Source organism: Vagococcus sp. CY52-2 (assembly GCF_022655055.1).
Taxonomy (GTDB): Bacteria; Bacillota; Bacilli; order Lactobacillales; family Vagococcaceae; genus Vagococcus.
This window is the reverse complement of sequence record NZ_CP093384.1, coordinates 975,774-992,060: the sequence shown is the minus strand read 5'-3', so window position 1 is coordinate 992,060 and position 16,287 is coordinate 975,774. Positions and strand designations below refer to the sequence as shown.

The following is a 16,287-nucleotide window of genomic DNA, read 5'->3' as shown; positions in this document are numbered from 1 at the left end:
ACTAAATGGTATTTTATGTTAATTAAAAAGGATTGATATGACTAAACTATTTTTTATGTTAATTTATATTAAACTAGTTAAAAATTAATTGAAACGATTTTTTACAATGAATGATAAATGATTTTTGCATCAGTTATATTAAATGGCTTCGTATCATAGTCACCATAATAACCCAATACAATTGCTGTCAACCCCATTAAGGTCATTAAGTATCTCATAACAGTCTATCTTGTTGGAGGATGACTTCCTATGGGACAAAGGATAAACTTTAATTTTTTGTTTGTCTATCTTTATATAGTGAAAATAGTTCACTAATCAATAATACCAATGCCCATGCTAAAGTAGCTAAGCTAAAAAGAAACAACAGAAAATAGGGATCAATTAAGAAATTTAGTAGCTTCACTTTCATAAGTCCATTGTAAGTTGCAACAAAAGTAGCGCCTCCAAGTACAAAATAAGTGAGAGACTGATAAAAAGGGAAGCTTGTTTTTCGTGATAAATACCTAATTAATTCTTTTGCCCCTAAAAGTAGTCCTCCCATAATGAAGACCATTCCTACTAGATAAAGCCACAGATACCAATTAGGTTGACCATCAACTGGTTTGACATGTAATGATTTTTCGAAAAAATTAGTAGACAAGACGGTTCCTGTAATCAACGTCACCATCACCCTTATTATTTTTTTCATTCTAACACCTCTTTTTTAGTTTGATTAAACGTATCATAACTTTATAAAATGAACAATAAAAATAGGCAATCACTCATGATGGAATTGCCTAAAAATAAAGTTATTTTAATTTTTTAATGCTTGCAATTTTTTGATGTATAAGCATTTGAATCTACTAGAATCCCTGTTTTATCTAATTGAAGAGTATGATGATATTCGTTCAATTTCATCATTAAAGAAAAAAGACACACCACGTTTTTTATTTATTTCAATCAATTCACTGACGAATTCCTGATCAAAATTTTTCAAAACTAATTCATCATGCTGCAACACGGTGACGTCGCATCCAAATGCTTTAGCAATTGTCGTAAAAGCAAAAGAGATAATCCCAGCACCAATAAATAACGCTTTTTTAGGTAACTCTTCTTGTATTAAAAAATCTGAACTATCAGATAAATATTCCTATCCCTTCACAAAGAAAGAGTTTAAATCGATGATTATAGAAAAAAATAAAACAATAAAACAATAAAACAATTCTCAATAATATTTACCTATAATTATTTAACATAATAAAATAGTTAATCTAATAAAAAACAGATAATGTAAACATTGACATCATACTTAATGATATAATGATAATCTAACTAGTCATATCATATTGGAGGATAACATGAAAGATAAACGAGATATTGTGATTGTCATTTTAGTGGTGATTATTTTTGCTGGTGGTGGGTATTTTTTAGGAACACAAAATAGAGAAAAAAGTGACACAACAAAGGAAAGGTCTTCTTTTTCGTCAACATTAAACAGTAGTACCCTTTCATCAATAAAGGAAACAGCTGTTAGTACCAACGTTTCTTCTATTACCTATGAGTCACAACACTCCGAGGACTCAATGAGTCAAAAAGATATTGCCTTAAACAAAATGATTTCTTTACAGGGTAAATGGGCAGTACCATCAACAGATAGTTTTCTAATGATTCATGAAGATGGTTCTTGGTCAGCAACAACCGCGGGGCTAAGTGAGCCAAGACAATTAGATGTGAAAATTGATTCCTATAATGCGATGAGTGATACTTTATATATCACAATCGGGGGTGAAGCTGCTCAGATACATGTCATCACAAATGAAAAAATGATAATTGACTATAATGATGGCACATCACCCAGAGAGTACCACTTAGTTAACTAAAAACACCTTCCCTTTTGACATAAGACCAAAAGGAAAGGTGTTTTTTGATAAAACTTTTTATCTGTCAAATTCAAATAATGTTTCGATTGGAACATCTAAGACTCTTGAAATATTAACAGCGAGTTCAAGAGATGGGTTGTACTTTGCTTGTTCAAGTCTAGAATTGGGAAAGTTATTACTACTAATTAAATAAATCAGATTATGTAACGCTTATAGTACAATAAGTTACTCTTCAAGAGTTATTTTAAAAACATCTTCTATACTAATTTTATTTAATATAAACTTATTAGTCTTTTTATAAAGATATATGGCTTCGACTTTTCGTTACTGTATTAATGTTAGTGGAAATTAGATTTATCCTTTACTACAAATTTGGTATGCTTTTCTAAAAGGATGTGATTTAATTGTGGTCCAGTTATATAATTCCGTTTTTAACGATACTTTTTTCATATTTTCTGGGTTTATTTTCTAATAAAGCAACAAAAAAAGATGAGGTTGACTTAAAACGATATGAAACATTTTATGTGCCTTTTATGAGTAAAACTATGCATTTAAGTTATTCTAAACAGAAGCATAGTAAACTTCCTCTACATATTCGACAAGAATTCACCAAATTAATTATGGAAAACATTCAATATCTAGGGAAAGATTCTAGCGAAATCATTCCAGAATATTATTATTTAAGTGCTGAAATAATTACACTTGAATTTGATAAAAGTTTACATGATATAGAATCTGACTTTGAAAGAGTGTACCAAAATCTGGAGGTAGCAATTCTACAAGAAGCAGAATCGTTATCAAAATCTTTAAAATACCCTAATCTGGCCAGAGTTATTTTAAATGACATAAAATCAAAAAGTAAGAACTAAGGTTTTTACTAGTTCTTTTTATTTTCCCTATACCATTAATTAACTAATGTTTATACATATTCTCATATAATCAAGAAAATTTAAAAAATAAACAATTAATAAATTAGAAACTACAAAAAAATTCCAACAACCTGCTAACATTTTATATTGATAGTCAGTAAGTTGTTGGAAAATATTACTATACAGTTGATACCTAATCTAATAAGCTACTATTTCTTCTTCGGCTCGTCATCGTCCATTTTAAGAACGGCCATGAAGGCTTCTTGTGGGACTTCAACTGATCCGATTTGTTTCATCCGTTTTTTACCTTCTTTTTGTTTTTCCAGCAATTTACGTTTACGAGAGACGTCACCACCATAACATTTCGCCAACACGTTTTTACGTAAGGCTTTGATATCCGTACGAGAGACAATTTTCGCACCAATTGCGGCTTGGATAGGCACCTCAAATTGTTGTCTTGGAATTAACTTGCGTAGTTTTTCAACGATGGCTTTCCCACGTTCGTACGCAAAGTCTTTATGCACGATAAAGCTCAAGGCATCAACTTTTTCAGCATTTAGTAAAATATCCATTTTAACTAAGTTACTTGTTCGATAACCAATCAATTCATAATCAAGTGAGGCATAGCCTTTTGTCCCTGATTTTAATTTGTCAAAGAAGTCAAAGACAATCTCAGATAATGGAATATTGTAGACGATATTTACACGGTAATCATCTAAATAATCCATCGTCACAAACTCACCACGTTTACGTTGAGAAATGTCCATGACAGCCCCAACATAATCATTTGGTACCATGATTTGTGCTTTAACATAAGGCTCTTCCACGCTATCAATTACACCTGGCTCTGGGAATTCTGCCGGGTTGTCAACGACAACTTGTGACCCATCAGTTAAATTGACATGATAAATTACAGACGGTGCCGTTGTAATCAAATCTAAATTAAATTCACGCTCTAAACGCTCTTGGATAACGTCCATATGTAGTAGTCCTAAGAACCCACAACGGAATCCAAACCCTAATGCTTGAGATGTTTCTGGCTCAAAATCAAGAGCAGAGTCATTTAATTGCAAACGTTCAAGTGCTTCACGTAAATCATTGTATTTTGATGTATCAATAGGGTATAATCCACAATACACCATTGGGTTCATTTTACGATAACCATCTAAAGGTTCACTCGCCGGATTATCCGCTAATGTAATGGTATCCCCTACTTGTGTATCTTGAATATTTTTAATACTTGCTGTTAAGTAACCAACGTCCCCTACCATCAAGAAATCTCTTGGAACAGCTTTTGGAGAGAAAATGCCCACTTCACTAACTTCGTATTGAACACCGTTATTCATTAATTGAATCGTATCTCCTGGTTTTACGACCCCATCAAAGACACGAATATTTAATACAACCCCACGATAAGAGTCGTATACAGAGTCAAAAATCAGTGCTTTTAGTGGTGCGTTCAAATCACCGTCAGGAGCTGGTACGTATTCAACGATTTGTTCTAAGATATCTTCAATCCCAATTCCAGCCTTTGCACTAGCTAGTACGGCTTCACTCGCGTCAATCCCAATCACGTCTTCGATTTCTTTTCTAACACGCTCAGGATCTGCTGCAGGTAAATCTATTTTATTAATAACTGGTAAAATTTCTAAATCATTATCAACGGCTAAATACACATTGGCTAACGTTTGAGCTTCAATCCCTTGAGCTGCATCTACCACAAGTACAGCCCCTTCACAAGCGGCTAAGCTGCGTGACACTTCATAAGTAAAATCGACATGCCCAGGTGTATCTATTAAGTGAAAAATATATTCTTTTCCATCTTTCGCATTATAAGTTAACTCAACGGCATTTAATTTGATTGTAATACCGCGTTCTCTTTCTAAGTCCATTGAATCAAGTAACTGCTCTTGCATTTCACGGTCAGAAACGGTTTCGGTCTGTTGTAAAATACGGTCAGCAAGCGTTGATTTTCCATGGTCAATATGTGCTATGATGGAGAAATTCCGAATAGATTCTTGTCTTTTTTTCATTTCATCAAAATTCATCGTTATCTCCTACTTTCTATTAATCAGCATTTTCAATTATACCAATCTTTTGAGTGTTTTTAAAGTATTTTCAATATATGTTTGATATAATAAACATTATCAAATAATAGGAGAAAGATAAATGGAATCAAAAGATGCACACGAGAATTTAACCTTAAAAAAGGTCGAACTAAAATATTTGAAACAATTTAATGAGTTACTTCGTTATGTCTTTCAAGTTACTGACTCTGATATTGAGGAGAGTGGCTATGAAGATGAATCTGAAATTATTCGTGCCAAACGTCCTGTCTTACGTGAAGCAGATGTTTATGGTTGGTTTACTCAAGATGATGAGTTAATTTCTCAATTAGCTATCTATCCTTGTGAGATTAACATCCATGATACTGTCTATGAAATGGCTGGTTTAACTGGTGTTGGAACGTACCCAGAATACACTAACATGGGATTAATGAGTGAGTTGATTAAATTGGGTTTAGTTAAAATGCGTGATAATAAGCAATGGATTTCTTATCTCTACCCTTATAATATCCCTTACTACCGTCGTAAGGGCTGGGAAATTATGTCCGATAAAATATCATTTGAAATAAAAGACACACAACTTCCAAAACCAGTTGACGTGCCTGGTTATGTTGAACGCGAGGATATTGACCATGAAGATGTTTACAAAGTCTATGACGCATTTGCTGAACAAAACCATGGGGCAATGATTCGTTCTGATTTAAACTGGGAAGAATATTGGCGTTGGGAAAATGAAGAAGAACGAACAGCCGCTATTTATTATAGTGCAGATGGCGAGCCTTGTGGAGTTTGTTTTTACTGGATAGCTGAAGAAGTGTTTCATATCAAAGAGATGTTTTATTTAAACCAAGAAGCTAGAAAAGGGCTTTGGAATTTTGTGTCTGCCCATTTTTCAATGATTGACCGTGTTGTTGGTGCTACCTATAAAAATGAGCCAATTGCCTTTTTATTTGAAGACAGTGAAATAAAAGAATCCATTGAGCCTTACTTTATGGCACGCATTGTAGATGTTGAGCAATTCATCAAACAATACCCGTTTATCACTACGGGTAAACCATTCCACTTTGTTGTGACTGATCCTATTGCTGAGTGGAATAATAACCACTTTAGTTTAATGTGGGATGAGGATAATCATTTGACTGTAACAAATGAAGCTATTGGAAATCCTGTTTATGTTGATATTCAGACGCTCACTGCTCTTCTAATGAGTTATAAACGTCCGTCATATCTTTATCGTATTGAACGATTAAAAACGGATAAAGAAACACTTAGAACGCTTGAGAGAATCATTCCTGATCAAGAAGCATACTTTAGTGATTATTTCTGATAACGTGTTTGATTTCATAAAAAAGGACTTAGCAAGAATTCATGTCTTGTTAAGTCCTTTTTCCTATATATCAGATTGATTTATTGGCCATCTAGTTTGCTGTTTGCTTGGTAAAATTAATGTAATGAAGATAATAAAATTACCAATAACAGGTAAAAGATAAAATAAAATCCACCAGTTACTATGATCCCTGTCATGCAACCTTCTTGCCCTGACTGTAAAGTTAGCTAACCAAATTAAAATAGTTAGCACAACAAAAATAATCGTTACTGAATTCCATTCTTTAATGACTCTTGAACCGTCAGACATAAAATCAATGTACTTGTAGGTCCCTGTCAGACTAGTGTAGAGAGCTAAAACAAAATAATTGATCACTTGTGGCCACCAATATTGAGCTCTTGTAGATGAAGCATTCATAACTGTCATATTATTCCAATATTCTCTATAAGCGTTTATCATATAATCACCTCCTATTTTTTCATTGTAAAACAACTTAACAATTAGTCAAACATTATATTATTTTGGTAAATAATTTGGTAACAGCTTTAATAATAAGTCTGTTAAAGCATCAGGTGTCATAGTACTTAAATCAACTTGTCCTTTAATAACGAGTTCCATTAATTCTATATAGGCATACCCCAATGCACCAGTAATAACCATTCCGACACCACCAGATATAAGGCCTCCACTAAGTGTTCCAACACCTGGTACTAGTTTAGCAATATTACCAGCTAATGATTTTCCTGATATCATTGCAGCATAGACCCCTAACATACTAGTTAAAGCTGTTTCTATTTTTTGCTTATCAACTTCAATACCATAAATTGAGGTGATTTTGGTCATCATCGCTGTTTGTGATGTCATCATTATCGGAGCATCTGCCCCAGGTATGGGAGCAAATCCCGTTCCAAAATTAGCAGCCATAGTAGCGGTCACAACTTTAACAGCTTCATTATGTTTGACTTTGATAGAAGCTTCTTGTGAATGGATAAATGACGCTTGTAATCCTTCAGGTAACAGTTTAACAGTAGCATCGATTAATTCTTCAACCCCAAAGATATCTTGATATTCCGTTTGCTTTGCTAGCACTAATATAATATCAAAAGAAGAGTCGATTAATTTTTCTATTTCATTTTTTAAAAGAGTGGCTTCTTTTAGGTCAAAGCATTTTGTCAATACAATAATAACAGGTAACTTTTGATCAACTAACCACTTGATAAATGATATTTCAGCCTCTTCAATTCTAGCACCTGATCCAGAAATAACATACCACACAACATGGACATCATCGTCTGTTGTTTCAGTTGCTTGAACTTTTTTTATTAGTTGTTGGATAGGATTTCGTTTGAATGATTTGACCACGCTTTTTATATCAAATCCCATCTTACTAATTTCAAATCCTACAGTATCATAAATTCTAACAGGAAAATTTTTCTGTTCAATCAAATGAATATCCTCTGTAACAGGTTTACCAACGCCCGTTTTTACTAAATCTTCACCAAATACCGTATTAATCAATGTGGATTTTCCAACGCCACTTTTTCCAGCAATCAAAAGATTCACCTTTTTTAGCTCTTTATTTTCTTTCTTAACATTATTAAATGTTTCTTCAACATATTTTTTATAATTCGCTTGATCCATGTTCTTTTACCTCCTTTTATAAGAATCACTAACATGATAAAACATTATACCTGATTAAATGACAACCTATCAAAAAACTCCATTAATGACTCTTCAAACTCTAAAGCGCCAAAAAATCCAATGTTTTCTTAGTCCTCAATTTCATGCACAATCTCTGCTAACCTAGGGTTATCTAGTAATGAATGCCAAGGAATATAGGTTTCATAAGCTTCCATGATACGATTATGATTGACGTCTTGAGTGGCTGTCCATCGTCTGATTTCTAATTCTTGTTTTTCTATCCGATATTTTTTTCGTATGGTCGCCAATGTCTCAGTTTTAAAATGTTCTGTGATATCACCTGATGCAATGTCTCCCACAATATCATGAATTTCTTAACGACTGTCTTCGTCCATTGACATAACGTACTCCTCAATGGCTTGTTTATTAGTTTCGTCAGTCTTATCAATGTAATTATTCAACAGCTCAACTAATTTATCATAGTCAATGATTTCGGTAGAGTATTTTTTCAGTGCCACACAAATTTCTGTAATATCTGGACGTTTTTCTGGTGGTAATAATTCGGCTACATCATTCAGACGTGCTTGTAATACTCCCAGCTCTTCGCTATTTTTGATATCCAACATGAATTTTTCACCAGTTGGCTCATTATCTGCATTAAATTTCTCAACCTCTGTACCAAAATCATCCCCTTGTCTCATTAGACGTTGGAGTTTGTCTTGTGTTAATGCAGCTAATTTAGCAAATTCTTCACGTTCCGTTTCAGAACGAGGGATTTAACTGAAACCTTCTCCTGCTAATTGTTTCAATCGACTAACAGACGGAGATAATTCCTCTATTTGACTACTTTCCTAGTATATCCTGAACCACTTGTTGCCTATATGGAATACTACTATATATTTCTTTTTCAGTAAAGTATTCTGACGGATTAGTGATGGTATACTCTGGTCTATAATACGTCACGTCAAATCTTAAAACATCGCCAATCGCATCTTTGATTGTGTAGCTATGAAGTCTTTTTCCGAAAATATCATGTGTTGAAATATCTTATGTGGTATTCACATCATTCAGTGTATCATCGTAAAAGTTTGGTGTACCTGTAAAACCAAACCATGTTTGATAAAGCCATTGATTTTTAACTTCTTTTTCGTTTCTTTAATAAAAAATAATCTATCTCTATATTACTATACAGGTAGCTAGTTTAATAGATTATTATCAGAAATCGTTATTTCTTCTTTTATACCCACTCATGATGTTTTTGGGTATTAATCGTTTCAAATACAAAAAACATCAATCTATGACGAGATTTCCACTCATCATAAATTGATGTTTATAAACAGGAATTTTAATGTTTTCTTCTAATATAAAAAGCACCCATTGACATTAATAATATGCTTGCTCCATAGAACATAAGACTCATTGAATGATCTTCACCTGTACTTGGTAAATTCGGTTTATTATTATTTGTTGTGCCATTTCCACTTGTTGTACCACTTCCACTAGTTCCAGGTACTTTTGATACATTGTGAGAGTTTGTCAAAGTGAGGTGTCCTTTACCATCATCTGTGACAGTAGCAGTATAGCCTTTTGGTACATTTGTTTCTTTCACTGTATACTCAATGGTTTTTCCATTTTTCTTTTCATTTAATTCTTTCCAAGTATATTGCCACTTGTTACCTTCGTTTAGTGTCACAGGTTTACCTGATTCTTTGCCGTCGGCATAAAGTTGAACACTAATATCTTGTGGACGAATACCATCTTGGTTGTTTGAGTCATTCCAATGTTTTGATACAGTGACACTGGTTTTTCCTGGTGTGTAACTATTTGTAATATCGTTGTCTTTAATTGAGACGGTGTAGCCAGGTACACTGTCTTCATTAACCGTATAAATAATTGGTTTACCATTGTCATATTTATCTAAATGACTAAACGTATACGTCCAATTATCTTTTTCAGTCACTGTTTTCGAATCAACTTTGACACCATTTGCTAATAAATTGACTTTGATTGATTCTGGGCGTTTACCATCTTGATTGTTGGCATCATCCCAGGTTTTCTTGCCAGAAACTTCTGTTTTTTCTGGTTCATGAGAGTTTGTGATTATAATATTGCCATTGTCATTATTTGCAATGGTTGAGTTATAGCCTTTTGGTACATTTGTTTCTTTCACCGTATACTCAATGGTTTTTCCATCTTTCTTTTCATTTAATTCTTTCCAAGTATATTGCCACTTGTTACCTTCGTTTAGTGTCACAGGTTTACCTGATTCTTTGCCGTCGGCATAAAGTTGAACACTAATATCTTGTGGACGAATACCATCTTGGTTGTTTGAGTCATTCCAATGTTTTGATACAGTGACACTGGTTTTTCCTGGTGTGTAACTATTTGTAATATCGTTGTCTTTAATTGAGACGGTGTAGCCAGGTACACTGTCTTCATTAACCGTATAAATAATTGGTTTGCCATTGTCATATTTATTTAAATGACTAAACGTATACGCCCAATTATCTTTTTCAGTCACTGTTTTCGAATCAACTTTGATACCATTTGCTAATAAATTGACTTTGATTGATTCTGGGCGTTTACCATCTTGATTGTTGGCATCATCCCAGGTTTTCTTGCCAGAAACTTCTGTTTTTTCTGGTTCATGAGAGTTTGTAATAAACATGTTACCATCTTCATTTTTTGTTACTTCAGATGTGTATCCTTCTGGAATATTTTTTTCTTTTATTGTATAAATAATTTCTTTTCCATTTTCATATTTAGGTAATCCTTCAAATTTATATTTCCAATTAGTTTGTTTAGATACTTCTTGACTCATAACAGATGTTCCATTAGCAAACAACTCAACATTAATTGCGTTAGGGCGAATACCATCTTGGTTGTTTGAGTCATTCCAAATTTTTTCTCCTTCAATAGTTACTTTTTCTGGTGTATGTTCATTTTTTAAATATAAAGCTTTACCATCATCGGTCGCTTGAATACTTAAATTGTAGTCTTTAGAATCAAATTCTTCCCTAACGGTATAATAGGCAGTTTGACCATTTTCATTTTTTAATGGAAGATTTTTCCAAATATATTCCCAATCATTTGCTTCATCTAGATATTTAATGTCTCCAAATTTTGTCTCTTTTCCAGTGGTAATACTTTCAGATTGGTCAAAACTGTAAGGTTGGTCACTTTGATATAGCTGTACTGCTAAGTTCTGAGGTCTTAAACCATCTTGATTATCTCGATCGTTCCAATGCTTTAATACTGAAAATGACGTTTCAGCACTATCAAAATCAATACTAGCACGAGTAACTAATCTTTTTTCTATTTGTTGTAAGGACCCCATTGGCTGTAGAATCGGTTTAGCATAGTAGACAACATAATAAGATTCTTTACTTCTAATAATAGCATCAATATTACAATATAATTCTGAATCAGATGCTTTATTTTCATCAATAATTTTTTTAGGAATGCTTATTTTTATTGTTCTACTTGCAAAATCTGGCTGGGTTGAGACCTCATTTGTGATATCCGTTATTTTTCCATCATTAAGTAATTGAACTTGAATATTGGTATCTTTATCATCAATTTCAACTAGTTTTTCTGTTTCAGCATCCATATTGTCTTCAAAGATCATATTATAGTAATAATTATCTTTATCTTCCCCGTTTGGGATAATCTCTTTAACGTTTATTTCTATATTGTCTATTTTATTGATAATTTGTTGATAACTATCATTATCATCTGTTTTTTCTTTTGCTTCTTCATATAATTGTTGAATTAAAGGATTTGATTCAATCAAACTATTATTAAAATTTGATCCGGTTAATTTCCATATAGCGATTTGTGTGGCAGCATACCTCGTTAAATGATTCGCTTGCTGATAATCAGGTACATTATTTACAGGACTATCTTTATCAATATTTGTATAAAAATTTTGCATCAACCATAGAACTGGACCAGATAGTTTTCTATTTGTATCTAACGTATAATCAACGTTATCAGGATAGTATCTACCTTCATCTAAACAAAAATAAATATGTTGATTATCATCTGTTACGGTATATAATCTTGAAGGCAACAAATTTAAATTATTTAAATGAACATCCGGATTATCTTTCAAATTAATATCAAGTCTAACATTTTTTTTTGGCTCATCTGGTAATTTACTTGCTTCAGCTTGAATATTAAACGTTGAAAAAATAATTCCTACTACTAAAAACAAGAAAATCGATATTTTTTTCATATTTATTCCTCTTTTATTTATAAATTTAATTATATTGTAATATAAAACACAAGGTATACACAATATAAAATTTATTTTTTAAAAAAGGTTTTATATAACGTTTTTTTATCTATGTTTTGAGACTATATTATAATTATTAGTTTAAATAATAAAAAAATATCACAAGATAACAAGGTATACCTTGTCATCCTATGATATTTTTTATTCTATGTTATGATAAATTCTTTTTGTTATTTTCACTTGCTATATCTTTTTGTAAATCCTTGATAAAATCCTTTGTATCAATCATACTTGCCCTATTTTCAATCGTTGCACCTTTATTTATACCACCTAATCCTGTATTAACCATCTTTCCCCATCCTTTTAATGGGTCTTTTCCTTTTGCTCGTAATTTATCATTTTTTAAACGTAGTTTCTCTGATTTTAATAATTTTTTATCTGACATGGGCATAACCTCATTTCGTTTTAATCGTTATATCATAATTAAATATACCAATCTTTGTTTATTAAAGTCCATGATAGGACATCTCTATACATTTTGACTATCTCTAACAACCATTTTTCCCTCTACGCTTTCAATTATCCAGATATCTTTAAATGATACAGTCTGAATTTCACCACCCGGTAGCACGCCGTTTTCTTCAAAATAGTCTATCAACATTTCCTCAAACAATCCTTTTTTAAAGCATTATGTTGTGTAGCACGAGTTACTTTTACCTTATCTATCTGAATATTTGTGACGATATTTTGTTTATTTAACCGTTTATATTCTGCTAGTTTTTGCTGAAAATCTTCATATAATGTGACATCTCTTTGATCGTTTCCTTATGTCATATCGCCATAAGACCAAGCAAGTTGAATAGCTCTAAATAGTGATTTGTATTTCCATCATTCTAAGTCGTCTACATCTATATAAGTATTTTCCTTTAAATATGAGCTGCTAATAACGTATCAAACGTACTATCCTCAAATGATTCCCACGAAGCATGATTAATGTTAACCGTTAGTTGAACGAGTCCTTCTCCGTTTATCTCAATCCTCTCAAATCCTGGTCTATTTCTATTATGTCATGATGCAATGTTCCAATATAAGTTGACTGTTTCCCCTTATCAAATAAAAGGGTGATACCTTTTGCAATAGGTGGATGACGCACCTTCCAATGACGTTACTTAACACCTAATTTAAAAAAAGAAAAACCTACCTATAAAGATAAGTTTTCTTAGATGTTATATAAACATATCTATGACCTCGACAACCTCTAACCAGGTCAATATGTCACATTGCTCGATTTTTTCTAAATGACGTTTGGTAAAATCAATCGATCTCAACTGATGAGTCACAATCTCACCTTCTACTTGTTGTGGTTGCTTAATCGTCACATAGGTAGAAAAGTCTCTATTTGTTGACGTGATGGGGCACACCAAACAAAAACCCGTATGCTGATTAAACTCATCGCGACTCACAACTAAAGCTGGTCGACGTTTTTTAATTTCTTTACCTTTTGATGGATCAAAGTCCATCCAAACAATATCTTTCTGTTTTGGCGTATCCATTTAGTGTTCGTTCCCTTTAGACATCATAATATCCCACTCGGCATCTTCTTGTACCACAGAATCTCTAAATCCTGCCCAATCATCTGCATGTTTAAAAATGTCTTCTTTTTTAGGTTTTAAAATATAGGCCTCTCCAACTTTAGTAATAGTAAACGTATCTCCTACTTCTGGAGAAATATCTTTAGGAAAAATAGCACCAACAGAATTGCCAATTTTTCGAGCGACTGTTTCCATGATTTTCATCTCCTAATGGTTTGTTAAACTAAGTATAACTAAATTTAACAATCGTGTCAAAGATAACTCATTAACACAAAAATACCGACTAGTGTTAGCTAGCCGGTAAAGATGTATCATTAAAATTTTAAGAATGATAAGGTTAAGTTTTATTTTTCTACTTTAAAATCAAATTCTGTTTTTGCTTGATAAGTTGGATGTGTTTGTAAAAAGTTGGAAATAAGCTCGGTCATATCAACTGTGACTTCTTTGATGATTTTTGACGCATCAAACATTGCATAATTTCCGCCACCTACTGCACGATATTGATTAATGACAATATCTAGTGAATCATCCATCTTGATTGGTTTGCCTTTGTAACTCAGTTCAACAACACGTTGCCCTACAGGATTTGATACGATAACTTTATAACCAATACCACTATACATATCATAGTTATAATGCTCGGTTTTAGGATATAAAAATTTGTCACTCACGACAATTTCGTCATCCTCATTAAGAGCAAAATACTCAACACTTTGTTCTAACGCATCTTTCAAGTCCTGTCCAGAAACAGTTAAAACAGCTAAAGTATTCGGATAAATATAATTTGTCACGATGTCACGCATGGTCACATCAGACTGGAATCCCTTACTATCATTATCAAACAGAGCTGTACCAGAGATATCAACGCCTGTCGCATCCATTTGCACATCTTGAATGAATTCAATGTAGGCATGCCCATTAATTCGCACACTCATTGGATCAGTAATTGTCATATCACCTTCAATGTGTCCAAGTGGTTGATCCAACCAATTTTCGACAGTATCTAAGACTGGATTAAATGTATCGACAATGTCTTTATCGGCATCATAGTCAGACATTGATAATAACTCAGCTGTTGAGTCAGTCACTTGTTTATTATCATCTAGCGTCAAGGTCATTTTTCCAACATGTTTGGCTTTATCTCCTGGCTGAGTAACAGGTGTGTCATTAACTTTTTCAGCAATTACTCTGTGCTGGTGTCCGGTAACAAACGCATCAACTCCCTCAACTTGGGTCACGATATCATAGCCTTCGTTTTCCCCTGTTAAGTTTTCAGTTGCTTCACCAGTCTGCAAATCTTTTTCAAATCCACCATGATAACTCACGATTACCACATCTGCTTCTTCTTTAAGTTTCGGCACATATTCTTTTGCTGTTTCAAGCGCAGATAAAAAAGTTAGTCCTTTAATCGTTTCAGGTTGCTCCCAATTTGGAATATAAGGTGTTGTCAGTCCTAGAACGGCAATTTTTAACCCATTTTTTTCTAATATCACATATGCTTGGCCTGTTAGTGGCTCATTTTTGTCATTCAAAATATTGGCACAAACAATTGGGTAGTTAAGTTGACCCACTGTATCAAGTAAGTACTCAACGCCATAATTAAATTCATGATTACCAAGAACACCCACATCATAGCCAACTGAATTCATGATATCAGCGACTTGTTTACTATTCTTTTGTTTTGATAGATAGTAACTCATTGGTGAGCCTTGTAAAAAGTCGCCATTGTCGATTAATACAACAGTCCCATCTTGTTTAGCCTGTTCATCTTTAATGGCTGTAACAGCTTTTGATAACCCAAATGACAAATCTTGATTGACTGCTCTAAAATCTGTCGGGTATAAATAACCATGTGTATCACTGGTAGAAAGAATTGTTATCTTATCCATTGACTAATTTTCCTCTCAAATAATTTGATACGACTTCAACAATTAAGATTAACACGATTAATCCAATTAAAATTGAGCCAACTTGATTCCAACGATATGAGTTCATCGCAAAAATAAGCGGCGCTCCAATACCTCCAGCTCCTACTAAACCAAGAATAGTTGCATCACGTAAGTTCATATCGAAACGATAGATAGTAATTGAGGTAAAGTTAGCAATTAATTGTGGGATAATCCCAAAACGAATTTTTTCAAACGTTGTACACCCAAAAGAATCCATTGATTCTAAAATACCTGTATCAATTTCTTCAATAACATCTACATATAATTTTGATACCATTCCAATCGAGGTAAGAGACATAGTCATCACACCGGCAAATGGACCAGGTCCAGTCACACGGATAAACATTAACCCATAGACTAATGCTGGAATCGTTCTAATGACAACTACAAAAGCTCTCATGAATAGATAAACTGGTTTTGGCATAATACTTGGTGCCATTAAAAAAGCGATAGGAATCGATAAAATCGCCCCAAAAATCGTTCCTAAAAAGGCAATACAAATTGTTTCAAATAGCAAGTAAGGGACACCTTGTTTTGTGCCGTTAAATAATAGATTGGTATCTGGTTGAACAATCCCTTTAAGAATGTTTGCAGCGATTTTGCCGCCACCTTCGTCCATCGCGTTAAAATTTAACGCTGACAATGACCAGATAAACGCCCCAAGCAAGACAGCTACTAAAATAACGTATTGCTTTGTCTTATTTGGTTCTTTGTTTAATTCAGTTAAAATACGTTGATTCATATATG

18 protein-coding genes and 1 pseudogene are annotated in these 16,287 nt (G+C 33.1%); 4 read left to right on the top strand and 15 right to left on the bottom strand.

Annotated elements, in window-relative coordinates; all coding sequences use genetic code 11:
• Positions 1 to 268 precede the first annotated feature (268 nt).
• Positions 269 to 688, bottom strand: a complete 420-nt coding sequence (locus tag MN187_RS05000; protein ID WP_242094572.1) for a hypothetical protein — start codon at positions 686 to 688, stop codon at positions 269 to 271.
• Between the two features lie 168 nt (positions 689 to 856).
• Positions 857 to 1,066 carry an NAD-binding protein gene (locus tag MN187_RS10635; protein ID WP_371821055.1) on the bottom strand — a complete coding sequence of 70 codons (210 nt, stop codon included), beginning with the start codon at positions 1,064 to 1,066 and terminating at the stop codon, positions 857 to 859.
• On the opposite strand from MN187_RS10635, the gene MN187_RS04995 reads away from it, so the two are divergent.
• The 3 genes from MN187_RS04995 to MN187_RS04985 all read left to right on the top strand — a co-directional run bounded on the left by MN187_RS04995 (position 1,002) and on the right by MN187_RS04985 (position 2,728).
• A complete protein-coding gene (locus MN187_RS04995; RefSeq protein ID WP_242094570.1) occupies positions 1,002 to 1,196 on the top strand; it encodes a hypothetical protein in 195 nt (64 codons plus the stop codon). The genes MN187_RS10635 and MN187_RS04995 overlap by 65 nt on opposite strands.
• A gap of 141 nt (positions 1,197 to 1,337) precedes the next feature.
• Positions 1,338 to 1,859, top strand: a complete 522-nt coding sequence (locus MN187_RS04990; RefSeq protein ID WP_241699005.1) for a hypothetical protein — start codon at positions 1,338 to 1,340, stop codon at positions 1,857 to 1,859.
• A 404-nt stretch (positions 1,860 to 2,263) separates the two neighbouring features.
• Entirely contained in the window at positions 2,264 to 2,728 is a 465-nt protein-coding gene (locus MN187_RS04985) for a hypothetical protein (protein WP_242094568.1), read from the top strand.
• Positions 2,729 to 2,937: 209 nt separating this feature from the next.
• On the opposite strand, the gene lepA is transcribed toward MN187_RS04985, so the two are convergent.
• The gene (gene lepA, locus MN187_RS04980; RefSeq protein WP_117972320.1) at positions 2,938 to 4,776 is read right to left on the bottom strand and encodes a translation elongation factor 4; all 1,839 of its coding nucleotides are present in this window, start codon (positions 4,774 to 4,776) and stop codon (positions 2,938 to 2,940) included.
• Between the two features lie 121 nt (positions 4,777 to 4,897).
• On the opposite strand from lepA, the gene MN187_RS04975 reads away from it, so the two are divergent.
• The gene (locus tag MN187_RS04975; protein WP_242094566.1) at positions 4,898 to 6,121 is read left to right on the top strand and encodes a GNAT family N-acetyltransferase; all 1,224 of its coding nucleotides are present in this window, start codon (positions 4,898 to 4,900) and stop codon (positions 6,119 to 6,121) included.
• Between the two features lie 63 nt (positions 6,122 to 6,184).
• Here MN187_RS04975 and MN187_RS04970 read toward each other — a convergent pair whose 3' ends face one another.
• The 12 genes and pseudogenes from MN187_RS04970 to phnE all read right to left on the bottom strand — a co-directional run bounded on the left by MN187_RS04970 (position 6,185) and on the right by phnE (position 16,282).
• A complete protein-coding gene (locus MN187_RS04970) occupies positions 6,185 to 6,580 on the bottom strand; it encodes a DUF805 domain-containing protein (RefSeq protein WP_242094564.1) in 396 nt (131 codons plus the stop codon).
• 57 nt (positions 6,581 to 6,637) lie between these two features.
• A complete protein-coding gene (locus MN187_RS04965) occupies positions 6,638 to 7,762 on the bottom strand; it encodes a YcjF family protein (protein WP_242094562.1) in 1,125 nt (374 codons plus the stop codon).
• Positions 7,763 to 7,890: 128 nt separating this feature from the next.
• Positions 7,891 to 8,121, bottom strand: a complete 231-nt coding sequence (locus MN187_RS04960; protein ID WP_242094560.1) for a hypothetical protein — start codon at positions 8,119 to 8,121, stop codon at positions 7,891 to 7,893.
• Positions 8,122 to 8,136: 15 nt separating this feature from the next.
• Entirely contained in the window at positions 8,137 to 8,463 is a 327-nt protein-coding gene (locus MN187_RS04955; protein ID WP_242094558.1) for a hypothetical protein, read from the bottom strand.
• Positions 8,464 to 8,614: 151 nt separating this feature from the next.
• Positions 8,615 to 8,902, bottom strand: a pseudogene (locus MN187_RS10695) (type I restriction endonuclease subunit R); the annotation flags it as partial.
• A 205-nt stretch (positions 8,903 to 9,107) separates the two neighbouring features.
• Complete coding sequence (locus MN187_RS04950; protein WP_242094556.1) at positions 9,108 to 11,999, bottom strand: Cna B-type domain-containing protein; 2,892 nt, start codon at positions 11,997 to 11,999, stop codon at positions 9,108 to 9,110.
• 211 nt (positions 12,000 to 12,210) lie between these two features.
• Positions 12,211 to 12,444: a hypothetical protein gene (locus MN187_RS04945; protein WP_347247397.1), complete on the bottom strand. Its 234-nt coding sequence runs from the start codon at positions 12,442 to 12,444 to the stop codon at positions 12,211 to 12,213.
• 84 nt (positions 12,445 to 12,528) lie between these two features.
• Positions 12,529 to 12,660, bottom strand: coding sequence for a hypothetical protein (locus tag MN187_RS10540; protein WP_256463840.1), 132 nt, complete (start codon positions 12,658 to 12,660; stop codon positions 12,529 to 12,531).
• A gap of 565 nt (positions 12,661 to 13,225) precedes the next feature.
• Entirely contained in the window at positions 13,226 to 13,552 is a 327-nt protein-coding gene (locus tag MN187_RS04940; RefSeq protein WP_241698994.1) for a type II toxin-antitoxin system PemK/MazF family toxin, read from the bottom strand.
• A complete protein-coding gene (locus MN187_RS04935; RefSeq protein WP_241698993.1) occupies positions 13,553 to 13,786 on the bottom strand; it encodes an AbrB/MazE/SpoVT family DNA-binding domain-containing protein in 234 nt (77 codons plus the stop codon).
• 149 nt (positions 13,787 to 13,935) lie between these two features.
• On the bottom strand, positions 13,936 to 15,480 hold the full coding sequence (locus MN187_RS04930; RefSeq protein WP_242094553.1) for a bifunctional metallophosphatase/5'-nucleotidase: 1,545 nt from the start codon (positions 15,478 to 15,480) through the stop codon (positions 13,936 to 13,938).
• Positions 15,473 to 16,282 carry a phosphonate ABC transporter, permease protein PhnE gene (phnE, locus tag MN187_RS04925; protein ID WP_118249641.1) on the bottom strand — a complete coding sequence of 270 codons (810 nt, stop codon included), beginning with the start codon at positions 16,280 to 16,282 and terminating at the stop codon, positions 15,473 to 15,475. The genes MN187_RS04930 and phnE overlap by 8 nt, the downstream gene beginning before the upstream one ends.
• Between the last annotated feature and the right edge of the window lie 5 nt (positions 16,283 to 16,287).